19 protein-coding genes are annotated in these 23,871 nt (G+C 43.1%); 7 read left to right on the plus strand and 12 right to left on the minus strand.

The genetic code is table 11. The annotated features are described in order from the left end of the window. Positions 1-128: 128 nt before the first annotated feature. Both KI659_RS00610 and KI659_RS00615 read right to left on the minus strand, forming a co-directional pair. Positions 129-2,519 carry a ribonucleoside-diphosphate reductase subunit alpha gene (locus KI659_RS00610; RefSeq protein WP_213943407.1) on the minus strand — a complete coding sequence of 797 codons (2,391 nt, stop codon included), beginning with the start codon at positions 2,517-2,519 and terminating at the stop codon, positions 129-131. A gap of 37 nt (positions 2,520-2,556) precedes the next feature. Then, the gene (locus KI659_RS00615; RefSeq protein WP_213943408.1) at positions 2,557-3,543 is read right to left on the minus strand and encodes a ribonucleotide-diphosphate reductase subunit beta; all 987 of its coding nucleotides are present in this window, start codon (positions 3,541-3,543) and stop codon (positions 2,557-2,559) included. Positions 3,544-4,249: 706 nt separating this feature from the next. Here KI659_RS00615 and rplU point away from each other — a divergent pair. From rplU to KI659_RS00630, 3 genes are all read left to right on the plus strand, one after another. After that, entirely contained in the window at positions 4,250-4,561 is a 312-nt protein-coding gene (rplU, locus tag KI659_RS00620) for a 50S ribosomal protein L21 (protein ID WP_143962382.1), read from the plus strand. A gap of 37 nt (positions 4,562-4,598) precedes the next feature. Then, positions 4,599-4,859: a 50S ribosomal protein L27 gene (gene rpmA, locus KI659_RS00625; protein ID WP_143962381.1), complete on the plus strand. Its 261-nt coding sequence runs from the start codon at positions 4,599-4,601 to the stop codon at positions 4,857-4,859. Between the two features lie 196 nt (positions 4,860-5,055). Further along, the gene (locus KI659_RS00630) at positions 5,056-7,773 is read left to right on the plus strand and encodes a S9 family peptidase (protein ID WP_213943409.1); all 2,718 of its coding nucleotides are present in this window, start codon (positions 5,056-5,058) and stop codon (positions 7,771-7,773) included. 38 nt (positions 7,774-7,811) lie between these two features. Here the strand turns inward: KI659_RS00630 and KI659_RS00635 are convergent, their stop codons facing one another. Then, complete coding sequence (locus KI659_RS00635) at positions 7,812-8,786, minus strand: c-type cytochrome (protein WP_213943410.1); 975 nt, start codon at positions 8,784-8,786, stop codon at positions 7,812-7,814. Between the two features lie 127 nt (positions 8,787-8,913). Then, a complete protein-coding gene (locus KI659_RS00640) occupies positions 8,914-10,092 on the minus strand; it encodes a baeRF7 domain-containing protein (RefSeq protein ID WP_213943411.1) in 1,179 nt (392 codons plus the stop codon). A 133-nt stretch (positions 10,093-10,225) separates the two neighbouring features. Here KI659_RS00640 and hpf point away from each other — a divergent pair, with 133 nt between their 5' ends. Continuing rightward, positions 10,226-10,531, plus strand: a complete 306-nt coding sequence (gene hpf / locus KI659_RS00645; RefSeq protein WP_213943412.1) for a ribosome hibernation-promoting factor, HPF/YfiA family — start codon at positions 10,226-10,228, stop codon at positions 10,529-10,531. A 154-nt stretch (positions 10,532-10,685) separates the two neighbouring features. Continuing rightward, positions 10,686-13,268 (plus strand): zinc-dependent metalloprotease, encoded by a 2,583-nt coding sequence (locus KI659_RS00650; RefSeq protein WP_213943413.1) that lies wholly within the window; start codon positions 10,686-10,688, stop codon positions 13,266-13,268. A 36-nt stretch (positions 13,269-13,304) separates the two neighbouring features. Here KI659_RS00650 and KI659_RS00655 read toward each other — a convergent pair whose 3' ends face one another. From KI659_RS00655 to lipB, 6 genes are read right to left on the minus strand one after another with little or no spacing between them, the layout of a single operon-like run. Then, entirely contained in the window at positions 13,305-13,934 is a 630-nt protein-coding gene (locus tag KI659_RS00655; protein WP_213943414.1) for a rhomboid family intramembrane serine protease, read from the minus strand. Further along, entirely contained in the window at positions 13,935-14,930 is a 996-nt protein-coding gene (locus KI659_RS00660; RefSeq protein ID WP_213943415.1) for a polyprenyl synthetase family protein, read from the minus strand. Continuing rightward, positions 14,923-17,085, minus strand: a complete 2,163-nt coding sequence (gene rnr / locus KI659_RS00665; RefSeq protein ID WP_213943416.1) for a ribonuclease R — start codon at positions 17,083-17,085, stop codon at positions 14,923-14,925. Before rnr ends, KI659_RS00660 begins: the two co-directional genes overlap by 8 nt. A gap of 44 nt (positions 17,086-17,129) precedes the next feature. Beyond that, positions 17,130-17,867, minus strand: a complete 738-nt coding sequence (locus tag KI659_RS00670; RefSeq protein ID WP_213943417.1) for a 3'-5' exonuclease — start codon at positions 17,865-17,867, stop codon at positions 17,130-17,132. A gap of 9 nt (positions 17,868-17,876) precedes the next feature. Further along, positions 17,877-18,278 (minus strand): hypothetical protein, encoded by a 402-nt coding sequence (locus tag KI659_RS00675; RefSeq protein ID WP_213943418.1) that lies wholly within the window; start codon positions 18,276-18,278, stop codon positions 17,877-17,879. 8 nt (positions 18,279-18,286) lie between these two features. Continuing rightward, positions 18,287-19,036, minus strand: coding sequence for a lipoyl(octanoyl) transferase LipB (gene lipB, locus KI659_RS00680; protein ID WP_213943419.1), 750 nt, complete (start codon positions 19,034-19,036; stop codon positions 18,287-18,289). Between the two features lie 70 nt (positions 19,037-19,106). On the opposite strand from lipB, the gene KI659_RS00685 reads away from it, so the two are divergent. Then, the gene (locus KI659_RS00685; protein ID WP_213943420.1) at positions 19,107-19,463 is read left to right on the plus strand and encodes a YraN family protein; all 357 of its coding nucleotides are present in this window, start codon (positions 19,107-19,109) and stop codon (positions 19,461-19,463) included. Here KI659_RS00685 and wecB read toward each other — a convergent pair whose 3' ends face one another. Then, positions 19,464-20,552 (minus strand): non-hydrolyzing UDP-N-acetylglucosamine 2-epimerase, encoded by a 1,089-nt coding sequence (wecB, locus tag KI659_RS00690; RefSeq protein WP_213943421.1) that lies wholly within the window; start codon positions 20,550-20,552, stop codon positions 19,464-19,466. It abuts the gene before it with no gap. Positions 20,553-20,573: 21 nt separating this feature from the next. Then, complete coding sequence (locus KI659_RS18705; RefSeq protein ID WP_213943422.1) at positions 20,574-22,466, minus strand: polysaccharide biosynthesis protein; 1,893 nt, start codon at positions 22,464-22,466, stop codon at positions 20,574-20,576. A gap of 530 nt (positions 22,467-22,996) precedes the next feature. Between KI659_RS18705 and KI659_RS00700 the strand changes: the two genes are divergently transcribed. After that, the gene (locus KI659_RS00700) at positions 22,997-23,869 is read left to right on the plus strand and encodes a hypothetical protein (RefSeq protein ID WP_213943423.1); all 873 of its coding nucleotides are present in this window, start codon (positions 22,997-22,999) and stop codon (positions 23,867-23,869) included. Positions 23,870-23,871: the final 2 nt, after the last annotated feature.

Here is a 23,871-nt window from a genome sequence, read left to right on the forward strand (position 1 = left end):
CTGTTATTTACACAATTGATTTAAGTAATGAAAGGTTTATTTTTCTCAGTTTTAAAATTGCAAAAAAAAAGCGCCGATACTGACCGGCGCTCTTTTCCACATTTAACCACTACACTTATTTTCAATATTTAGCTGCCGCACATTTCGCAGTCATCTGGATTGTCCAATGAGCAGGCGATGGCGTCTTGCTTTGTATTTTTGGTGCTGTCTGCCTCGGCACCTGGCGTGCTGTCAAGTTGTGACTTGTCCACCGTAAACTGGATGGCTGAAGCAGCAGCTTTAGATCTCAGATAATACATGCCGGTTTTAAGACCTTTTTTCCAAGCATAAAAGTGCATGGAGGTCAATTTACCGAAGTTCGGCTCTTGAAGGAACACATTCATACTTTGAGACTGGCAGATATATGCGCCTCTATCGGCTGCCATATTGATGATCACCTTTTGGGAGATTTCCCACACCGTTTTGTAGATATCCTTTATGTTTTGCGGTACTTCCGGTATAGCCTGTACAGATCCGTTGGCGGCAATGAGTCTGTTTTTCATGTTTTCATTCCACAGTCCCAGTCTGATCAAGTCTTTCATCAAATGCTTATTAACAACGATGAATTCTCCGGATAGTGTTCTACGGGTGTAAATATTTGAGGTATAAGGCTCAAAACACTCGTTGTTTCCAAGAATTTGCGAAGTGGAAGCGGTAGGCATAGGAGCTACAAGAAGAGAGTTTCTGACCCCATACTTTTTAACTTGTTCCTTCAATCCATGCCAGTTCCATCTGCCTGATTTTGGAGTAACTCCCCAAAGGTCAAACTGAAATTCGCCTCTCGACACAGGAGAACCTGCATAGGTTTCGTAGGTGCCTTCTACCTTGGCCAGCTCCATGGAAGTTTCCATAGCGGCAAAGTAAATAGTCTCGAAAATGTCTTCATTCAGCCCTTGAGCTTCCTCTGAGTCAAATGGCATTCTCAACATGATAAATGCATCCGCTAATCCCTGTACGCCCAAACCGATCGGTCTATGACGGAAATTGGACTTTTCAGCCTCTTTCACTGGGTAGTAGTTCACATCAATCACTTTGTTAAGGTTTTTGGTGGCTACTTTAGTTATGCGGTATAGCTTGTCATGGTCAAAGTAGCGCTTGCCGTTGCTGTCTTCCTTGATGAATTTAGGTAGGGCAATTGAAGCTAGGTTACAAACTGCCACCTCATCCGGTGCAGTGTATTCCATGATTTCAGTACAAAGATTGGAGGATTTTATAGTACCCAGGTTTTTCTGGTTGGATTTGCTGTTGGCAGCATCCTTATATAGCATATAAGGAGTTCCGGTCTCGATTTGAGATTCCAATACTTCAAACCACAGATCCTGTGCTTTGATGACCTCTCTAGCCCTTCCCTCACGCTCGTATTTGGTGTAAAGCTTCTCAAACTCTTCACCGTAGCAATCAGATAAGCCCGGTGCCTCATGAGGACAGAAAAGTGACCAATCCTCGTTGGCTTCCACTCTTTTCATGAACAAATCAGAAATCCATAGGGCATAGAAAAGGTCTCGGGCACGCATTTCTTCCTTACCATGGTTTTTCTTCAACTCAAGGAAGTCTTTGATGTCAGCGTGCCAAGGTTCCAAATAGATGGCAAAGCTGCCCTTACGCTTCCCTCCGCCCTGATCCACATATCTTGCGGTCATGTCAAAGTTTCTCAGCATAGGTACAATTCCGTTAGAAACGCCATTAGTGCCTCTGATGTAGCTTCCTTTTGCACGGATGTTATGGATGGAAAGGCCGATCCCTCCAGCTGATTGGGAAATTTTCGCACACTGCTTTAAGGTATCGTAGATGCCATCGATACTGTCATCCTGCATGGTGAGCAAGAAACAGCTGGATAGCTGTGGCTTTGGCGTTCCTGCGTTGAATAGGGTAGGAGTGGCGTGTGTAAACCATTTTTGAGAAAGCAAGTGGTAAGTTTCTATTGCGGCATCCACATCTTCTTTGTGGATACCCACGGCTACTCTCATCAGCATGTGCTGAGGTCTTTCCACCACTTTACCGTCAAGTTTGATCAAGTAGCTTTTTTCCAAAGTTTTGTAACCAAAAAAGTCATAGTCGAAGTCTCTCTTGTATTCGATGGCTTCGTCCAGTCGGGCAGCATGTTTTTTAATCACACCATATACATCTGGGGCAATTAGAGCGGCATTCTCACCAGTTTTAGGATTGATATAGGTGTACAGTCTTTTCATGGTGTTTGAAAAAGACTGGCTGGTGGTTTTGTGCAGGTTTGAGATTGCAATCCTGGCGGCCAGGATGGCATAGTCGGGATGCTTAACCGTCAAAGACGCGCAAACCTCAGCAGCTAGGTTGTCAAGCTCGCTGGTGGTCACACCATCGTACAATCCATCAATCACCTTTTTAGCCACCTCGATCGGCTGGATATATCTGCTATCCAATTCATAGCATAGGTTTTCAATCCTTGTGGTGATTTTGTCGAATCTTACCGATTCTCTTCTTCCGTCTCTTTTTATTACTAACATGCGCTTACTTTACTTTAATGGTTGGGAAAAAATATGCTTAAAAATCTTCTTCAATGGAGAATTTGCTGCTTGACTCTGGGCTTTCTTTTGATTTCATCACACCTGCCTTTTGGTAATCCCCCACTCTTTTCTCAAAGAAATTGGTCTTACCCTGAAGGCTGATCATGTCCATGAAGTCAAAAGGATTGGTGCTGTTCCATACCTTGCTGCAACCAAGTTCTACCAAAAGTCTGTCGGCCACGAACTCAATATATTGACACATGAGATCGGAGTTCATTCCGATCAACCTTACCGGCAATGCGTCAGTCACAAACTCTTTCTCAATTTCCACCGCATCCTGGATGATTTTGGTCACCGTATCTTTTGGAAGCTGGTTTACCACGTGGTTGGTGTATAGGTGGCAGGCGAAATCACAGTGCAGGCCTTCGTCTCTGGAGATAAGCTCATTGGAGAAGGTCAGTCCTGGCATCAGGCCTCTTTTCTTTAGCCAGAAGATGGAACAGAATGAGCCGGAGAAGAAAATCCCCTCCACGGCCGCAAAGGCTATTAGCCTTTCTTGGAAGCTTCCGTTGTCAATCCATCTGAGAGCCCAGTCGGCTTTTTTCTTCACACAGTCGATATGCTCGATGGCATTAAGCAACCTGTCGCGCTCTTTGCCATCTTTGATATAAGTGTCAATTAACAAGCTGTAGGTTTCAGAATGTATGTTTTCCATGGCGATCTGGAAACCATAGAAAAATTTGGCTTCGGTATATTGCACTTCAGCCACAAAATGCTCGGCAAGATTTTCATTTACGATACCATCACTAGCGGCGAAAAACGCCAGAACGTGAGAGATAAAGTGCCTTTCGCCATCAGACAAGTTTTTCCAATCCTTTACATCTTGGCCTAAATCAATCTCCTCAGCGGTCCAGAAACTAGCTTCTGCCTTTTTGTAGTAATCCCAAATGTCATCGTGTTGAATTGGGAAAAGGACAAATCTGCTGCTGTCGCCTTGTTCTAGTATGGGTTCTGGTCTTTGCATTTTTTATTAGATTTTCGTTTGAGCTTCGGACAGGAAACCAACATTTTGTTGGTGAAAATTTTTCTTCCATGTGTTCTATTACTGGAGAGCCTTCCTGAACTGTGTTAAGCAAATATGAAAAACATATTTTGAAATTAAAAAGGACAAAAAGTAGAGATGCTTCTTTATTGACTGGCGGTCAAAATGTACGTAAGATACAGTAAGTCAATAGGATTAAAACGCTATACTTCAATGTTAACTTTTATGTTTTGGGCCAATTTGAGCACTGTGAAGATTTTTTAAAAAATTCGAAAAAAGTTTTCAACTGGTTTTTTGAACCAATTATTGACCTTAAGTCAAGAAAACTTAATACTAAGATTGTCATGCGTTATAGACTGAAAATTAGAATGTTAAACGGAAACTTTAAGTAAAACAACTGATAATCAGGTGGATGATTTAATCAAGTTAAGTGGAGTATTTAATTGATAATTTTGAGGCGTTCAATTTTGGAAATATCAGTTTTCAATAATCTTGTGATTTTTACCTTATTTTATTTGAAATTTACCAATTAAATATTAGGATAATTATAATAGGTCATTTGCGGATAGTGAGGAGGCAGATATTGTTCTGGTCCTGAGTGATAAAATATAGAGTGGTATTTTTATTAAAAGTATTTCTTCCTTATATTTGCACCTCAATTTGATAAAAAGTCTTTTATATCAACATTATGTACGCAATAGTTAACATAGCAGGAAAGCAGTTCAAAGTAACTAAAGATCAATACATCTACGCACCAAAAATGCAGGGTGATGTTGACGCTTCCGTTGAATTTGATCAGGTCTTGTTGGCAGACGACAATGGCACTGTATCAATCGGCGCTCCACTACTAGGAGGCGCCAAGGTATCAGGAAAAATTCTTGGACATGTGAAGGGTGACAAAGTAATCGTCTTCAAAAAGAAGAGAAGAAAAGGTTACAAGAAGAAAAACGGTCACAGACAAGATTACACCAAAATACTTATTGAAAATATTTCACTATAAGATTATAGCGTAGTTATAATCCAAAACATTAAAAGTTATGGCTCACAAGAAAGGTGTCGGTAGTTCGAAAAACGGTAGAGAATCCCACAGTAAGAGGCTTGGCGTTAAGAAATTTGGCGGCGAGGCAGTTATTGCTGGAAACATCATCGTAAGACAAAGAGGTACTAAGCATCATCCAGGTGAGAACGTTGGTCTTGGAAAAGATCATACGCTTTTCGCAACTGTTGATGGCAAAGTACAATTCAGAAAGAAATTTGACGGTAAATCTTATGTAAGTGTTGTGCCTGCTGAGGCTTAATGCACACAAAGATTTTATTTTAAGAAGCCTTCTTCCTTTTGGGAGAAGGCTTTTTTATGATCCATGGTTCAGAAATTAGAATGAAGTACGTGCTCGGATAAGGTCTTGAAAAAAGAATAAAACCACAGATGTAAAAAAGATTTTTTGGGATCGAAACTTTGGGCAGCTTGAGGGATAGACTAATATAATTGTTCCCATGAAAAAGATTTGTTTATTTCTTTTGATTGCCCTCATGTCCTTCCAGGGGTTTTCCCAACAGAAAACCCTGCAGCTGGAGGACTACAAGCGCTGGTCGAGAATCGTGCAACCGGTTTTGGCAGATGACGGCAGCTGGTTTGCCTACTCGCTTCGCCCAAATGGTGGGGATGATACCTTGCACCTGAAAAACATTGCTACAGATAATATCGAAAGATTCGAAAATGGATCCAACCCGATTTTTTCTTCCGATGTGCAGCATTTTGCCTTTTTTACCCAACCCGGAAAGAAAAAGTCTGAAGAGTTGAAGAAAGAAAAGAAGCCCGTTACCAAAACGGCTTTTCTTAAATCCCTTGGAAATGGGAAAACTTTTGAAGTTAGCCGTGCCGATAAGATGGAGTTTTCCGAAGATGGGAAATTCTGGGCTGTGCATAGAACTAAACCTGAGGGGAACAAAAACTCCCATAAGGGTTCCGACTTAGTAATCCATGACTTGGAATCGGGTAATGTCATGACCCTGGGAAATGTGGAGGAGTTTTCGTTCAACAAGCGCTCAGATAAGTTGGCCTATACTGTTTCTGCTGAGGATAAAATCGGGAATGGTGTCTTTTTGCTTGACCTTCACAACCGATCCACTCAGGTATTGGATGCCGAAAAGAGCGATTATAAACACCTTGTATGGGATGACCATAGGGCCGATAGGAAGGAATGGGGTTCTAAGGGCAAAACTCTGGCATTTTTGAAAGGAGTAGCCGATGATTCTTTAATCCATACCGCCTATGATTTGCTTGTATTTGCCAACTTGGATAACTCTCCCAATAAACACCAGCTTGAAAAAGACAATACTGCATTGGGTGACTTGGTGATAAGCGACCTTTCCAGAGTCTACTTTCAGGAAAATGGTAAGGGAGTTTGGGTAGGCTTGAAACAGCAGGAGGCCAAAGTGAAAATGAGCAAGGACACTATTCCCAATGTGGATGTGTGGCACCATAAGGACGATCGAATCCAATCTGTACAAATGGTGAGAGCTGAGCGCAACCGCAGGAATACAGACACAGGCCTGTTTGATTTTGAAAAAGGGACTCTAACCCAGCTTACTGATCACCCCGATCAGTCTCTCGTGATGAGCAACCATAACAGATACCTGATCAAAAGAGATGAAAAGCCTTATGTGAGTGATATCAACTGGGGCGTGTCTCCTGCGGATCTATATAGAGTCGATGTTTCTTCTGGTGATGAGAAAATGATTGAAGAGGAAGTCAACCGGCCATTGGAGGTTTCGCCAAATGGCAGGTTTTACATTTACCAAAAGGATTCTGCTCTAATTGTGTATGATTTGGAAAATGACAGAAAGGTGAATGTTTCTGAAAAAGCAGATGTGAGTTTTATGAATATGGATCACCCTTACCCGCACGAAAACCCACCTTACGGCGTAGCCGGATGGACTAAGGATGAAAATCATGTGATCGTAAACCATGAATTTGACCTTTGGCTTTTAGCACTTGATGGTTCTTCCGCAGAGAACCTTACAAAAATTGGAACGGATAAGGAAATAAGATTCAGACTTGCCAATCTCGAAAGGGAGGAAAAATGGGTGGATTTGGACAAGACTATCATTTTGACGGCGTACGGCGAATGGACCAAAAAAAGTGGGTTTTACGCTTTGGAAAAGGGCAAAGAACCAAGTGAATTGGTTTATGATGATGCCATGTTCGGCTCGGCACAAAAAGCTTGGAATACTGAAAAGGTGGTATTTACCCGGCAGACTTTTACGGAATTCCCTGATTATCACCTTGCTGATATGCGATTTGGAAAGCCTATAAAGTTGACAAACGCAAACCCCCAGCATGCCGAATACGCTTGGGGAAAAAGGAAATTGGTTGATTTTGAAAATGGCAGGGGAGACAAGTTACAGGGAACGCTTACCTTACCAGCCAATTATGAAGAGGGGAAAAGCTATCCTACCATCATCTATTTCTATGAGAAAATGTCGGACAGGCATCACCAGTATTCTATGCCAGTATATGATGATAGGCCCCACATGTCCACCTACGCCAGTAATGGTTACATGGTCTTCATGCCTGATAATGTCTATGAAGAAGGCCGCCCCGGTACCAGTGCACTCGACGGTATTACCTCAGCGGCCAATAAGCTCATTGAGCTTGGCTATGCTGACGCAGATAGGATTGGCCTTCAGGGACACAGCTGGAGCGGTTATCAGACCTCTTTTATTCTCACCCAAACAGATATGTTTAAATGCATTGTAACTGGGGCTCCGCCTACCAACCTTGAGAGTTTTTATAACAACATATATGGAAGTTCCGGGACTGTGCACCACGGGATCATGGAAATCGGCCAGGTAAGGATGGGGAGGGGGGTAACCCCTTGGACCCACCGGGAGGATTATCAGCGTGAAAATCCCATGTTCCACATTCAAAACATAAACACTCCTTTTCTGATTTTGCATGGCACCAAGGATGGTGCAGTGGATTGGGCTCAGGGACTGGAACTTTACAATGCGGCAAGAAGAATGGGCAAAGAAGTGATTTTCCTTTCTTACCCCAATGAGGGGCATCATTTAACCAACGAGGCCAATCAGAAAGATTTCCAGGTTAGGATGAAGGAATATTTTGACCATTATCTCATGGACAAAGAGGCTCCTACTTGGATGGAGTCAGGAGTTCCCCACTCACAAAAGCTATATGAAATGGCAGAATAGAATTAAGGCAGTCTCACAAGTTGAGACTGCCTTAATTTTTATGGTGCAGGAGTGTAGCGTTCCACTTTGTTTTTTACCGGCTTTAAAGACTGTAGGTAAGTGTATATTGCTCCTAGATCTTCTTCTGTCATATCTGCGTACATTAACCAAGGCATAATGGTTTGGAATTCTCCGGGTTGTACTTTTGCTAAAGTTACAGTAGTCGAGGAAAAGCTCTTGAATTTTTGGATAAAATCCTCTTTGGTCCAACTTTTCAAACCCGTCTCATCCGGGGTTAGGTTTGCCGACCTCACCACCGCACCATCTGGGAACATCATTTCCCTCCCTCCGGCCAAGTATTCACCTACAAATTTTCCGTCTCGAAAGTCCGTATGGCACTCATTACAAGCGGCGGCATTGACCATGTAGCGCCCATATTCAATCACATCGTCAGGTTGGGGTTTTTTCTCAAAAGCGGCATTTTTGGGAATAGTCCGCATGATCAGGTTCATGGGAAAATCAGCTTTTGATTTGGGGTGGTTGGTCTCAATAGGGGGGACGGAGCGAATGTAGGCGATCACAGCCTTGATATCCTCCTCATCCATTTTGCCGAAATTTTGATAAGGCATGATGGGGAAAATGGGGTTTCCATCCTTTTTGACCCCAGTGGTGATCAGTCTAAATAGCTCCCCGTCCGTCCAATCACCTATTCCGGCAGGGGTAATGTTGGGGGAAATGAATACTCCGGGTAAACCCAAGGTTTGATCGAAAATCTCCCCTCCGGCCAATTCGGTGCCCGGGTGTGGGGGTGCAGCGAAAATACTGAAATCTCTTTGGCTATGACAGTCCACGCACATCATTACGTGGGTAGCCAAATACCTGCCTTTTTCGACCTGTTCCGCATTGAGATCTACGGTCAGTTCGGGAGCGGCATCAACTCTGGGTAAAGCTATGGAAATATAGGCAACCACTGCTATCAGAATTACAAACAACCCAGAAATCACAAAAGCAAAGATTTTTAATATCTTGTTCATAGGTATAAGGGTTTAAAAGTGTACATGGTACAAATTTCAATAAAAAAATCCGATATAGCTATGAAAATCAGAAGGTTAACATGGCATTGGGCGAAAAAAAAGCGGGGAAATTTCCCCGCTTAATAATTTATAATTCGTATCTCAATGTCCCTGCAATTAAAGCCGAATCCGGCATATGCTCAGGGTCTACCAGGTAAACCTTTCCGCCGTTTTCTTTCACCTTAACAGCTGCCAGGTCTATTAGGCAGTGGTTGTTTCCGTCAGGGTCATCATCAAAGCTGAGTTTGTAATTATTCTCATCATAGGTACCCCAAAGGTGCTTATGCTTCTGGCTTACCAAAAGCGTATCCACTCCACCTGTGATGGAGGCCTTGATCAATTTTGCATAATCATTAGAAACGGCGAGGTTTTTTGAAGCCTTGAAGCCAAAATCCTCTTTGCGGTCCTTTTTTTCCTTTTCAAAGTGAGGCTCGGCAATGGCCCAGGCTTTCTGGTGAAGCTCCCGGTGATCAGCGTTTTTAACATTGAATTGGGCGCCTGATACGTGTCCTTCCATCAAGTGGTGGTATTTGGAGGCCTGACGGAAAAGTGGAATCAGGTAATCCACACCAGCAAGGTATAGTGGTAGCGGATGCTGGTTCAAGATCGGCTCGAGCATATTGGTCATGCGGTGGAAATAGTTGAGGATGGTGACCTTTTTTTCCTCATCGGAGCCCTTGGCATGCCCATGGAACATTGCTCCGGCCTTTCCTACGCCCCCCTGTCCCTGCAGGCTTTCCTGATTTTCGTCCTCCTCTTCCTCAGCGGTAAAAGAAACGGCCACTTCCTCTGGATCAAGCTCGATTTCATTCATCGTGTTTCGTGTTGCCTCAAACAGTCTGATTCTATCCAAGTTGAGAAGCAGTACGTAAAAACGGCCATCGCCGGTTAGTTCTGGAATTAGCGGCAAGAGGAATGGCCTTTTACCGACAAAGTGCATTCCCTTGTCCAAATTGATTGGAAGGCGATAAAATTCAGCCTTACCATCTATGATGTAATAGGCAAGCATGTCCGAGTTGTATTTCCAGAAATCATAATCTTCCAACAGTTCATAGCCAGGTTTGAGAAACTTCTCGATATCTTCTTCCTCCATCTTGCAAATGTTCTTTAAGTCATTTTCGGTGGCGGCGAGTTGGTTTTTGAAATGCGTTTTGTCGGCCTGATAGCTATCTGTGCTTTTTTGACTGGTCGGAATATAAATGGAAACCACGCATTCCCCGCTGGTTTTGGCAAGATTTTCGAAATGGTTGTTGTGGAATATTTTCATAAGGTTGGAAAATTTTAGGTTTACTTGGTTAAAGTGATCTAAAAAGATTCAATTGAATTATTTAAATTTAAACAAAAACCCTGCCTATAAAGGTTTTTAAAAAACAGCACTTTTAATCAAAATAATAACATTTATGAACTACACTGAGAATTACAAAGGCATTAAAATAGACGTCCAAGCGGTTAATTTGGAAATTGGCGACGCGGTGCAACAGGAAGTCAGGGCTTCTATAGACAAGCTTTTGAGGTTTACCCAAGAGATTAATTGGGTTGATGTTTATTTTAAAACTGAAGGATCAAATGGACAAGACCACAAGGTGGGTATGAAAGTGGGCATCCCGGGGCCGGATGTGTTTGCCGAAGAGGATGGAGAGCATTACGTACCCATGTTGAAAAATGTAACAGACAAGTTGGTTAGGCAATTGCAGAAAAATAAATAATTGGCTGCCAGTTTCTTAAATTGTAATATAATAAGGAGGGTTAATCGCCCTCCTTTTGTGTTTTTTAACTTTTGATAAGAAATGGCCTATTTTGATTTAGCAATTCATTGCTTATATTGGATAAAATAAATCCCAGAATTTTATCCAATATTTTATGAATCTATTCAAAAGCACTTCCTTCGCTGTGCTGGTAGCAGCTGGACTTATGTTCGCGCCCCAGGATACCCAAGCGCAGTGGTTGAAGAAAAAGAAGGCTGAGACTACCACCCCGGTAGCAGCAACTCCCGAGAAAAAAAGTGACAAAAAATCCATTGACGAGTTGGTCAAAGGCCATAAAAAGATCGAGGGACTTTTCACTTTTTACCAAGACACCACCAGTGGTGAATTGAAAATGTTGGTCACCAAGGAGCAACTTGGCAAGGAGTTTATTTACTTTAGCCAGATTGCCGATGGTGTCACCGAGGCCGCTGCATTCCGTGGTGCCTATAAGGACTCCAAAATCTTCAAGGTGGAGAAATATTTCAACAAGCTTGAATTTGTATCCCAAAACACCTCGCATTATTTTGACCCAGAAAACCCCTTGAGCAGATCTGCTGATGCCAATATCAGCCATGGGGTGATGGCCTCCATGAAAATTGAGGGAAGTGATGATGAAAAAGGTCTCTACCTCATCAAAGCGGACAACCTTTTCCTAAAAGAAACTTTCTCTGATATCAAGCCCCCATCTTACCCAGGCCAATCTCCTTTGGCCTTCAAATTAGGGAATCTCGATGGGGATAAGACCAAAGTCTTGGCAGTAAGAAACTATGATCTGAATTCTGACTTGGCTGTTGAGTATGTATTCACAAATCAAGGCGTGATAAATGGCGGGTCCAGTGCCGTTACCGATGGACGCAATGTGAGTATCAAAGTGTACCACAGTTTGATTGAAATGCCAGATAACGGATATCAGCCAAGATATGATGATCCGCGTGTGGGTTACTTTACGACCGAAGTGACCGATATGACTTCCAGTTCTGCTACCCCTTATCGCGATTTGATTCACCGTTGGGACTTGAGGAAAAAAGATCCAAACGCCCAGCTTTCTGAACCGGTAGAGCCAATTGTGTGGTGGATAGAAAATTCAACTCCCCATGAGTGGAGGGAAACCATTGCAGAGGCTGTTTTGGAATGGAATAAAGCCTTTGAGCAGGCAGGTTTCAAAAATGCTATAGAAGTGAAAGTACAGCCTGACGATGCCGATTGGGATGCCGGAGATATCAGATACAATGTGCTCCGCTGGACAAGTTCGCCAAATCCTCCATTTGGCGGTTATGGCCCGAGCTTTGTCAACCCAAGAACCGGGCAGATTTTAGGATCCGATATTATGCTTGAGTTCGTGTACCATACCAATAGGGTAGTGATGGATAAAATTTTCAATGACCTGACAGTGTTTGAAAATGATCAGATGCAAGGCAATGACCCCCACCTTTATTGCGTGGCTGGCCACCAGATGCAGCATAACATGATGTTTGGCCAGGCGGTTTTGATGGCCTCTGGAGCTTCTGACATGGAGATGGTGGGCATGCGCAAGGAAGCCATGGCGGAATTGCTAATGCACGAGGTAGGTCATACTTTGGGGCTTAACCATAACATGAAAGCCAGTCAGCTTTACTCACCAGAGGAACTTAAGGATGGCAATTTTACCAAAGGGAAAGCTCTATCCGGTTCCGTGATGGACTATTTGGCAATCAACGTCAATAAGGACAAGGAGAAACAAGGTCACTTTTTCTCCACCACCGTGGGGCCATATGATAAATGGGCAATTCAGTTTGGCTATGCCGATGTGGATGAGGATGGACTGAATAAAATCCTTGCAGAGTCCACAAAGCCGGAGCATATTTTCGGAAATGACGCCGACGATATGAGATCTCCTGGTAAAGGCATCGATCCAAGGGTGATGATTGGTGACCTTTCCAATGACCAGATTCAATATTCGATTGATAGAATGGACCTGGTGAAGGACATCATGAAGGACGTGAAGTCTAAATATACCAAAGAAGGCCAATCCTATCATGAGCTTAACCAGGCCTATAATGTTCTGATGGGGCAATATGCAACTGCAGCTGGTGTGGTTTCCAGGTTTATCGGAGGTGTGTATGTGGACCGCTCGATGGCGGGGCAGGAAGGTGCCAATCAGCCATTCACGCCAGTTAGTATCAAAGATCAGAAAAGAGCCATGGATGCTCTGGGTAAATATGTTTTTGCACCGGATGCTTTTAATGTTTCAAATGATCTGTACAATTACTTGGCACAACAGAGAAGAGGCTTTAATTTCTTCAGTGGTCCGGAGGATCCCAAGATCCACAAGCAGGTGCTGAATTATCAGAAAAACGTGCTCAACCACCTGTTGCACCCAAATACTTTACAGCGGATTACTGATTCCGAGCTTTATGGGAATGATTACAAATTGGCAAGCTTCATGAACGATCTGACCAAATCAGTTTTCGATGCGGATATGAACAAGAATGTGAATACTTTCCGCCAAAACCTACAGCTAGAGTATGTAAATTCACTCAAGTCGATGGTATCAAGTGACAGCAATGGTAAGTATAACAACATGGCGAAATCCGCTGCACTTTATAACCTGAACTATATCAAAGGCAGGGTAAGTAATGGTGCTGGTGATTTGGCTACCAAAGCGCATAAGGATCACCTTAAGGTATTAATTGATAATACGCTAAAGGATATCAAATAAGAAAGTGGATTGGATTTGAAATGAAAAAACTACAGGTCAAAATGGCCTGTAGTTTTTTATTTGCTCAAAAAAGCTGATGGCGCTTTGTGGGTTCAGTATCAAGATGAAGAAAATGCCAAAAATAGCGCCGAACAAATGTGCATCGTGGTTGATACCGTCTTTATCCTGCATGCCTTTCACCACCGAATAGATCAGAAAGAGTACACCCAAAATAAAACCTGGAAGACAGATCAATCCAAATAGACAAATGTCAGCCAGCGGCATAAGCATGATGCTGGCAAAAACAGCTGCCGAAACTCCTCCAGAGGCTCCCAAGGCATGGTAGCGAGGATTTCCTTTTTGCTTCAAGTAAGTAGGGATATCCGAAATGATGATCGCTGCCAGATAAAAGATCACATAAGCCACCGTGCCTATCACCCCATTGAAGTAATATTCCAGAAACTGCTCGACAATTCTTCCGAAAAAGAAGAAGGTGAACATGTTGAATAGAAGGTGGGTCAGGTCTTTGTGGATAAAGCCGCTCAAGGCAAACCGGTCCCATTGATGATATTCTTTGATCAAATAAGGCGTAAACATCCATCGGTTTATCAAACCTGGATTTTTAAAGCCTTGAAATGAAATGAGGGCGGTAAGGGCGATTATTACTAATGTAGCCGAAATCTCCATTTAACTTTCTCTATTTATCAAATCTTCCGTTAAAACCTTTAGAGTTTTTAAAGCTTGTGGATTGTTGACTTTCAGTTTTTTCAATTGGTAAAAACCCATTTCAAAATAACTGGCCATTTTGTTTTCCGTCAGGGTATTTATACCGTTTTTGGTAAAAATGGAAGTTACGGCTTTGACTTTTTGCTCATTGGATTCAGTGGAGGAAACTTCCAGCCATTTGTTAAGCTCTACGAGTTGCTCGTCTGAAGCTGACTCTTTAGCTTTGATAAGTAGGAATGTCTTTTTGTTGGCGATGATGTCTCCTCCTACCTGTTTGCCAAATTTGGCCTTGTCTGCATAGACATCCAACAGGTCGTCCTTGAGTTGGAATCCAATACCCACATTGACCCCAAAGTCATACAAGGCTTGGGCATCCTCCTCACCAGCGCCGGCCAAAGTCGCCCCCATTTGAAGGGAGAAGCCGAGCAAAACGGCCGTTTTCAGGCGGATCATGCTGATGTATTCCTCCTCATTGACGTGATCCCGGGTTTCAAAATTCATGTCCATTTGCTGTCCTTCACAGACTTCAGCTGCAGTTTTGTTGAAAAGCCTTAAAACCTTGGAAAGAAGAGCCGGGTCAATTTCCAGAAGCATGTCATAAGCTTTGACCAGCATCACATCCCCTGAAAGGATGGCTGTATTGGCGTTCCACTTTTCATGCACGGTAGGATTACCTCGCCGCAAGGGCGCTTCATCCATGATATCGTCATGCATCAAGGTGAAATTGTGGAAAACCTCAATCGCCGATGCTGGGTTGAGGATGCTTTGATAGTCATCCTTGTAAAGGCTGTAAGCCAGTAGGGCAAGCAGTGGACGGATTCTCTTTCCGCCCAACTGCATGATGTAATCTATAGGTTGATAAAGTTCGGTCGGCTCTTGACCATACTTGAGGCTGGTAAGGTGTCCTTCCAGTTCCTTCAACAGTTCCGGAACATTTATCGCTTTACTTTCAGTCATTATCTGCAAATTCCAAATCTATGGTCCTTCGGTCGATGTCGGTGGCAACCACCTGCACATGCACCTTGTCACCAAGGGTTATCATTTTCTTGTTTTTGGCACCGATCACGCGCATGTTTTTCTCATCAAACTCATAGTAATCATCGTCCATGGTCTGAAGACGAACCATGCCTTCGCATTTGGTTTCGGTAATCTCCACAAAAATACCCCATTCTGTCACACCTGAAACGATTCCTTCGTAAACTTTTTCCTCGGCAAGGGCCATGTATTCCACTTGCTTGTATTTGATGGAAGCCCTTTCAGCGTCAGAGGCCCTCTTTTCGCGATCCGATGAATGAACACACTTGTCTTCCCACGTCTCAGCATCAGGTGATTTGCTGCCATCCAGATAATGCTGCAATAACCGGTGCACCATCATGTCAGGATATCTTCTGATAGGGGAGGTAAAGTGGGTATAATGTTTGAAAGCCAACCCAAAGTGGCCTTTCGGCTCAGTGGTATATTTGGCCTTAGCCATACTTCTGATAGCCAGTTGTTCCAAGACATTCTGCTCCGGTTTTCCCTGGATTTCATCCATGAGCTTGTTGAGAGAGTAGGAGATATTTCCTTGCTTTTCCAGGTCCACCTCATGGCCAAATCTTTTGGCAAAGTTGGAAAATGTGATCAGCCTTTCTGAGTCTGGGTAGTCATGGGTCCGGTACACAAAGGTGTCCTTGCCCTTGTTCTTATTATAAATGAATTCCGCCACGGTCCGGTTGGCCAGAAGCATAAATTCCTCAATCATTTTGTGAATATCCTTCCTTTCTTTGACCATCAGGCCGAGAGGGGTGCCTTTCTCATCAAGTTTGAATTTGACCTCAACGGTTTCGAAATTGATGGCGCCTTTTTGGAATCTCGTTTTACGTATTTTTTTGGCCAAATCATTCAGGTGGGTGAGCTCCTGGAAATAGTCACCGGATTGGTTGTCAATATTTTCCTGAGCCTCTTCGTAGGCAAACCTTCGATCTGAATAAATAATTGTCCTTCCTATCCACTGCTTCACCACTTCGGCGTTTTCGTTCATTTCGAAAACACATGAAAAAGTGAGTTTCTCTTCCTCAGGTCTCAATGAGCAAAGCCCGTTACTCAATCTCTCGGGCAACATAGGGATGGTTCTATCGACCAAGTACACAGAGGTAGCCCGGTCGTAGGCCTCTTTTTCTAGTAAGGTGTTAGGCTTTACATAGTGAGTCACATCGGCGATATGGACACCGACTTCCAAGTTGCCGTTTTCAAGTTTTCTGTATGATATGGCATCATCAAAATCCTTGGCATCTGCTGGGTCAATGGTGAAAGTGGTCACGTCGCGGAAGTCCTTTCTTTTGGCAATTTCTTCCTGTGGAACTTCCTCTCTGATTTCTTCCGCTTCCCTTTCTACCTCTTCTGGGTATTCGAAAGGTAAGCCAAATTCAGCCATGATGGAGTGGATTTCCACCTCATGGTCTCCCGCCTCACCGAGTACACGTAACACTTTTCCTGTTGGGTTTTTGTCATCATCCCGCCATTCGGTGATCTTGACCACCACTTTTTGGTTGTGCTGGGCGTCCATAAGGTCACCCTTTTTGATGAAAATATCGTGGTGCATTTTCTTGAAATCAGCCACCACAAACGCAAACCTTGGCGAGATTTCAATTCTTCCCACAAACTCATCCCTGTTTCTGGAAATGATTTCCAGTACTTTTCCATCCAATCTGCCTGAGCGATTGGGGTTAGGGTTGATCATGATTCTGACCTTATCCCCATCTAAGGCATTTTTGAGATCGGAATCCTTTACCTGAATGTCTTTAGGGAACTGCTCCCGGTCATCCGGGATGATGAAAGCAAAGCGGGGATTGACATAGTCCACCGTGCCGGTAATGAAATCCGGTTCCTTGGTAGAGGAATAGGCATTTCTCGGGTTTTTGCTCAGGGAGCCGCTTTCGACCAGCTTGTGCAAGGTTGAATCCAGCATCGCTTTTGTCTTGGCATCCCTTAATTCTAATTTTTTTATAAGTTGTTTGGAGGAAAATTCCTCTCCGAAATTTCTGTCTAAAAAGTTCAGAACTGTTTTGGCCAATTGGGCAGAGTCCATTCCTTTTTTACTTTTTGGTGATTGTTTATTTGATTTTCTTCCCATAAAAATTAATTGTTAGTAATAATTAAGCTAAAATAAACTGGTGGTCAGTTCTCAACAGGTGGGGTGTCCAGATTGATGATTTCCATTTCCAGGTCTGAAGGCAGGCCTTGATAGGCCAAATAAACTCTTGCTGTTGCCTCCACATCTTTCAAACAATAGCTTCTGATTATATTTAAACCCTTTTGCTTATAATAAGTTTCATTGACCTTGCTTCCGTCTATTTCATCTTTCGGGCTGGGTATGCCAAAAAGGGCCGTAAGCAGGTCCAGTCTTGTGTAATGTTTGTAATCTCCAAACTTCCAAAGTTCGAGGGTATCCAGGTGGTTGATTTCCCAAGGTTTTTTGCCCGCCATTTGCAACGCATCTGGCAAGGGGATCTTGTTGATCAGCATCCTTCTACATAGATAGGGAAAGTCAAACTCTTTGCCGTTGTGGGCGCAAAGGGTCCACCTTCTCTTTTCCAGCAGCTCCCTAAATTCCAAAAGTGTCTCGTTTTCAGTGTCAGCTGCAAAGCTTTTGGTGCGGAACTGGAATTTTTCCGTTTCCGGATTATAAACCATGTATCCGACCCCAATGCAGATCACCTGGCCAAACTCTGCGAAGATCGCTCCTTTGTCGGAATAATAAGCCTCAGGACTGATGGAGTCATCTCCATTTCGCCGGTGTTTTAGCATCCATTCCGCCTGAAGTCTTGGGTCAAGTTGTGCAAATTCTTCGGTCGAGGTGGCCGTTTCAATATCCAGAAAAAGTATGTTTTTAAGTTGGTTAAAAAAATCCGCCATAAAGTAAGGTTATGAGTGAAGTACTCCTTGGAGGCCCAGCTCGGGAATGAGTTTGATGTTCTCCTCATTCATGCTGCCTTCCACAAATATAAATTTCTTGTCAAAGATTTGATTCAATATATAATAACTTACCCAGAATTCATTGTTTAATTTGAAAAGGGCGGGATCAATCGGTTCAATTTTGGCAATGCTCTGGGACCTCAACTCCTCAATTAAATGCCTCAAAGTGGAGGTTTTCTTTTCCTCACCGTCAATTAAGCCATACCCTTTTGAGGTGACCATGACTGTTTTCAACTCAATTAGGTTGAGGTTGATGATATACACGCCCCATTCCACTTGGCCGTTGTTTTCTTCTTTGGCAATAGCAAGTTTTACCCCCGTTACTGGGTGGAAATCTATGTCTTTTTTCATTAATAAGCTTAAATATTTGTCAACTCTTCGGCAGAAATAGTTACCGCCTCTTCTATGCCAAAAAGTTCAATTATGTGTTTTTTTACAGTTTCTTTCACCTCTTTTTCATCCATTTTTTTTCCAAGCTCCAGATGTAAGGAGGTGACGGCCTTGTCGGCTATTCCACATGGGACTATGTTGCCAAAATAAGCCACATCTGCATTTACGTTGAAGGCAAAGCCGTGCATGGTCACCCAGCGGCTGGATTTGACGCCCATGGCACATATTTTTCTTGGATTTTGCTGCTTGATGTGATCTAGCCATACCCCGGTCAAGCCATCAATCCTGCCTGCCTCTATGCCATAATCCTTCAGTGTGAGGATAATGGCCTCCTCCAACAGGCGAAGGTATTTGTGGATGTCGGTGAAAAAGTTTTCCAAATCAAGCAAGGGATAGCCGACCAGCTGGCCAGGACCATGATAGGTGATGTCCCCGCCACGGTTGATTTTATAAAACTTGGCCTCTTTTTCATTTAGGCCTTGTTCATCCAGCAACAAATGGGAGGGATCACCGCTTTTTCCTAGTGTGTACACATGAGGATGCTCCACAAATAATAGGTAGTTATCGGTAGGTTGCTGTTCATCGGGAGTTGCTTTCCGATTGGCAATTTTTGCCTCCACGGTTTTTGCAAACACCTTTTCCTGCAAGTCCCAAGTTTCCTGATAATCTTTTAGCCCTAAATCGACAAACTTTACCTTTTTATTTATAACTTGATTCACAGTTGCTTCTTTGGATTTTGATTAGCTTCTACTGGCTTATTTTTTCAAAATTACACAAATAATTTTTCACATGGCACAGCATCTTCAAAAAGGGTTTGAGGCCGAAAGGCTCGCTGGCGATTGGCTTATTTCAAAAGGGTATTGCCTTATCGCCTCCAATTTTCGGTATCGCCACGCTGAAATTGATCTTATTTTGACCCATAATGGCATTTTGGTTTTTGTAGAGGTCAAATTCCGCAGTGGGCTCAATTTTGGTCACCCGGAAGAATTCGTAGATTATCGCAAAAAGCAGCTGATCATCCGTGGTGCCGATCATTTTATCCATCTCAAAGACTGGCATCGGGATATCCGGTTTGACATCGTGTCGGTATCAAAAGATCCGGATGGGAATTTTACGTATTATCATTTTGAGGATGCTTTCTATTGATTAACCGTAGATCTCCAGCAGTTTTTTGACAATCCTTTGGGCTGCTTTGCCGTCCCAAAGCGGAGGCGTATCGCCGTGTTTCCAGTTTCCAGACTTCATCTTTTCCAAAAATGGTGGAAGCTTGGCAGGGTCTGTCCCTACCAGTTCATTGGTGCCCAACTCTACTGTTTCGGGTCTTTCGGTGTTATCCCTGAGCGTAATGCACGGTACTTTTAGGATGGTGGTTTCTTCGGTAATCCCTCCGGAGTCGGTAATCACCCCCAATGCATTTTTGACCAAGAAATTAAACTTAAGATAGGAGAGCGGTTCCACGGTGACCAGGTTTTCATAGTTTATTCCCAATTGATCTAGTATTTGCGCCGTCCGGGGATGGACAGGAAACACCACGGGGAATGGGCTGCAGCCATTGACAATGGTGTCCATCATAAGTTTTAGCTTTTCTTCCTCGTCCACATTTGCAGGGCGGTGAAGGGTGAGCACGATGTATTTATGGGGTTTCAGTTCTTTTCCTTCATGCAGGATATTTGGATCTTGCAATCTTTCCAAGTTAGCTAAAAGGGTGTCAATCATCGTATTGCCCACAAAATGTATCCTGTCCGCACTTATTCCTGAAGCTTGGAGATTTTGATTGGCCAGCTCGCTGGTGGTGAAGAAATGGTCAGAAATACTGTCGGTGACGATACGGTTGATTTCCTCAGGCATGCTCATATCCCCAGAGCGGATACCGCCTTCCACATGCACTACAGGGATGTTGAGTTTTTTGGCAGTGATGGAGCAGGCCATGGTGGAGGTGACGTCGCCTACGACCAATACTACAGATGTTGGGTTGGCCAGCAGTTCCTTTTCAAAGCCTACCATGATCGAGGCAGTTTGCTCAGCCTGTGTGCCTCCTCCGGCTCCTAGGTTGGAGTCCGGCATTGGGATGCCCAATTCTTCAAAAAAATCGCCAGACATCTTCCGGTCATAATGCTGACCTGTATGGACCAGACGGAATTGGATCTTGTCGGAATACTCAGTATTAATAGCCTTGATGATGGGGGCTATTTTCATAAAATTCGGCCTTGCCCCAGCCACGATTGTAATCTTCATGCGGCAAAGGTAAAAATTACATCAATTAAGCCTGTTAGATAATTCCACAAAGTTGTTGTCGCTTATGAATGCTGGGATGATGCTTTTGAAAAATCTATGCAAGGTGAGGGTATCCTGGTTTTTCAAAATCTCCTCCAGCTCCTCGATTTTTTCTGAAACATCAAATGTGGTTTCCAATAAGGGCTGCAGCCTAGTCAGGTTTGGAACGTGAGTTCTTTTGACCTTTTCTGCTTTGGCATCAAAAAGAGGGTTAGCCTCCATTGGCTGCAGGTGCTTGTTATAATGGACTTTTAGCTCAGAAGAAATTCTTCCTTCATACAATTGGACGGTCTTTTTGACCAACTCGACCAATTTAATCGGGCTGGTCTTTTCCATGGCATATACCTCACCCCCTTTGCCAATTTGACTGGCAGTGAGAATGAATTTGCAGGTTTGGGAAATGGTGAAATACTGGTGGCTAGTGTCAGGGTGATGAATATTGACCGCTTGGCCGCCTCTGACTTCGGCTTTGATTTTTTGAAGGCTATGGTCGTTTACGCCCAATACCTCACCGTGTCTGATGGTCAAAAACTGCGTTTTTGGACCAAAGCTCGGCAGGTCGTTTTTGTATTTGACATACATTTCGGCCAACTTCTTTGAAGCCCCAATGATTTCTGTTGGGTTTACTGCTTGGTGGGAGGAAATTAGGATAAATTTCTCTACATCATGCTCCAGAGATAATTCAGAAAGACTTTTGGTGGTCAAAACATTTGCCCTTACGGCTTCCTCTGAGTATACCTCCATCATGGACGGCTCGTGGTATAGGGCTGTATGGTAAACAAGTTCAGGTTTATGGGCTTCAAATAATGCCCTCATTCTGCCTTTGTTTCGGATATCCACCACGGCTGTGGTAACATGGCTTTTTAGCTTCAACTGTTTTACTCTAAAACTCAAATCGGCAATTGCTGCCTCCGACCTGTCCACGATGATGATGTGAGCCGGATTTTGGTAGATGAGCTGGCGGCAAAGTTCCGTGCCTAGCTTGCTGCCGGCTGTGGTGATCATGACGGTCTTGTTGGAAAAGAAGTGTTTTTTGCTGCTAGATGTATTTTCTACTACAGCCTCTTGACCTAGGTAATCTTCAATTGAAGTTTTTTTTAGCACATACTCCCCGTCGTTGATGTCCCACTCATCGGAAGGGGTCAACATGCTCGGTTGCACACCGTTTTGAAGGCAGGCATTGATGTAGTTTCTCTTCTCTTCAATGCTCAATCCCTCTTCACTGATGAAGATTTCGGTGATTTTATGTCTGGCAATTACTTTATGCAATTCGGAAAGGTTTTCATAAACCGGTGCTCCCAATATTTTTCTTCCAGATTCGGTGAAGTTTTCGGAAACATAGGCCTGAATGAAGTGAAGTGGGAAGCCTGCATTTTTCAAAACCCTTCTAGACATGGCTTGAGAGGCGTGGCTGGCAATGATAAGAATGTTTTTTTGCACCTGATGGGTTTGGGACAGATAATCTATCCCTTGTCTAAGCGCCATTCTGGTAAAGGTAAGGCCAAATAGAGAAAGTCCCATGCTGATAGAAATTGCTTTGCTGCTTGGCAGAAGATATAATCCGAAAATATAGCGGTCCGTCAAGGTGAAAATAGCAATAATTACCGTACTTAGGATCAGTGTCCTGAGGATAGAAAGGACTTCTTGCACCAGGTTGTCTTCGGCGGCAAGGTGGTGGTTTTTCAACACATAACAGGAAAATGTGGCAATAGCAGCAAATAAAACGCTGCCCTGCAAAAAGCCAGAAGATACTAAAATGCTGAAATTTAAACTCGAGAGGATGAAATAGCTAAGAATACTTGCGTGGAAAAAAACAAGGAAATCCAAAGCGAGAACCATCCATCCTGGAAGTAAGTTATGCGAAGATTTAGTCACGGTTAAGTTGGGCAAAGTTGGCAATTTATTTCGAGTTTTAGGCGGAATTACCTCCTAGCAATGCTTCAAAATGACAATAATCCTATCATTAATATCAAATATGATAAATTAATCTATTAATCAAAAGAATATTTTACAATAATAATTCATTTTTGGCTGTTAAAAAAGCCTAATAATGCTGTGGTTTTCAGGTGTTTGAGCTGTCTTGGTTTGAACAGCAGGAAAAGAGGGTTGGCAATTGGTTAATTGCATTTGATCCTTTTAATAGTCACATTATATTTTTTTTAAACTTTTTGGAGCAATGAGTGAAGGTTGCTAAACACTTGGCAACCATCATGTTTTCGTCATAATTGTAATGCATTTCTTGTTATTTAAAAACGGATAAGTTATATTTAAAAAGACGCAATTGTACTCCTGCAGTTTTTTTGGCGTTGTATAATTTTTAGCGATGACTTTTTAGGGTGAAATAGGATGCTACCTATTTTATGTAAATGCAAGGAAATTATTTATTTAATATAATGTGGAGTTGAATGAAAGAAGCTATTAAAAATGTGGTTAATGATTTATTGAAGCCCTTGGGATTTTCCCTTGAAAAAATTGAAAACAACCGCAAAACTGTCGATTTAAGAACAGAAGTAAAGAATCCATTAGAGGGGTATTACTGGACTTGTGGGGCTCCGTTTGTGATGAATGTGAAAATCAAAAGGTGTTTTTCTATTGAGTTTCCCGGTTCTGCAGAGTACAATCCGTTCGTAGAGACGTTGAAGAAATACGGTGAGGGCCAATGTGCCGATTATGTTGGTTCTCCAATGGAGGATTTTTATGAGAAGTGGCAGCCGGGAAAGGCCGACGGCTTTTATAAAAACGGCAAAGAGCTGGCCCCGCCCTGGGATCAGGGTTACAAAAGCAGTAAAAATCTATCGGATGCCCGGCTTAAGCGCAATGACTTTGTTAAGGCCCAATCGGAGCTGGGGGAAGTAGGTGAAATAAAAGGGCACCTCAAAAAAGGTCCGGTTTCGCTGGGTTTTGGAAAAATCACTTTCCAGAGATTCATAAAAATATACAATTCCATCAGGCATAACGGCTACCAACCTGAAAAACTTGGAAGTGGGCATATCAATGGAAGGCTTTATGTTCGTGATGGTAAAGATTATCGGGTTGCCATCAGTGCCGGCAAACATAGAGTGGCCGTGTTGCAGGCCTTAGGTTATTCTAAAATCCCAGTAAAGCTGTCAACTGTGATCATAAAAAGAGAAGATGTGGATTTCTGGCCAAATGTACGAAATGGCAATTACTCAAAAGAGGATGCTCTGGCATACTTTGACAGGATATTTGACAATGAACATCCTTCATTGTGGAGACCTGAGGCGGTTTTAAATAAGGAAGTGGTGAAAATGGCGTAAGG

Origin of the sequence: Litoribacter ruber (genome assembly GCF_018449405.1) — a bacterium.
In the GTDB taxonomy this organism is placed as follows: Bacteria; Bacteroidota; Bacteroidia; order Cytophagales; family Cyclobacteriaceae; genus Litoribacter; species Litoribacter ruber.

Excerpts from the sequence above, each read along its gene's own strand:
- KI659_RS00615 (WP_213943408.1), bottom strand. The coding sequence starts at position 3,543 with ATGCAAAGACCAGAACCCATACTAGAACAAGGCGACAGCAGCAGATTT.
- KI659_RS00640 (WP_213943411.1), bottom strand. The coding sequence starts at position 10,092 with ATGAAAATATTCCACAACAACCATTTCGAAAATCTTGCCAAAACCAGC.
- KI659_RS00630 (WP_213943409.1), top strand. The coding sequence starts at position 5,056 with ATGAAAAAGATTTGTTTATTTCTTTTGATTGCCCTCATGTCCTTCCAG.
- rpmA (WP_143962381.1), top strand. The coding sequence starts at position 4,599 with ATGGCTCACAAGAAAGGTGTCGGTAGTTCGAAAAACGGTAGAGAATCC.
- KI659_RS00700 (WP_213943423.1), top strand. The coding sequence starts at position 22,997 with ATGAAAGAAGCTATTAAAAATGTGGTTAATGATTTATTGAAGCCCTTG.
- wecB (WP_213943421.1), bottom strand. The coding sequence starts at position 20,552 with ATGAAGATTACAATCGTGGCTGGGGCAAGGCCGAATTTTATGAAAATA.
- rnr (WP_213943416.1), bottom strand. The coding sequence starts at position 17,085 with ATGGGAAGAAAATCAAATAAACAATCACCAAAAAGTAAAAAAGGAATG.
- KI659_RS00655 (WP_213943414.1), bottom strand. The coding sequence starts at position 13,934 with ATGGAGATTTCGGCTACATTAGTAATAATCGCCCTTACCGCCCTCATT.
- KI659_RS00635 (WP_213943410.1), bottom strand. The coding sequence starts at position 8,786 with ATGAACAAGATATTAAAAATCTTTGCTTTTGTGATTTCTGGGTTGTTT.
- KI659_RS00610 (WP_213943407.1), bottom strand. The coding sequence starts at position 2,519 with ATGTTAGTAATAAAAAGAGACGGAAGAAGAGAATCGGTAAGATTCGAC.
- KI659_RS00685 (WP_213943420.1), top strand. The coding sequence starts at position 19,107 with ATGGCACAGCATCTTCAAAAAGGGTTTGAGGCCGAAAGGCTCGCTGGC.
- KI659_RS00670 (WP_213943417.1), bottom strand. The coding sequence starts at position 17,867 with ATGGCGGATTTTTTTAACCAACTTAAAAACATACTTTTTCTGGATATT.
- rplU (WP_143962382.1), top strand. The coding sequence starts at position 4,250 with ATGTACGCAATAGTTAACATAGCAGGAAAGCAGTTCAAAGTAACTAAA.
- KI659_RS00660 (WP_213943415.1), bottom strand. The coding sequence starts at position 14,930 with ATGACTGAAAGTAAAGCGATAAATGTTCCGGAACTGTTGAAGGAACTG.
- KI659_RS00675 (WP_213943418.1), bottom strand. The coding sequence starts at position 18,278 with ATGAAAAAAGACATAGATTTCCACCCAGTAACGGGGGTAAAACTTGCT.
- hpf (WP_213943412.1), top strand. The coding sequence starts at position 10,226 with ATGAACTACACTGAGAATTACAAAGGCATTAAAATAGACGTCCAAGCG.
- KI659_RS00650 (WP_213943413.1), top strand. The coding sequence starts at position 10,686 with ATGAATCTATTCAAAAGCACTTCCTTCGCTGTGCTGGTAGCAGCTGGA.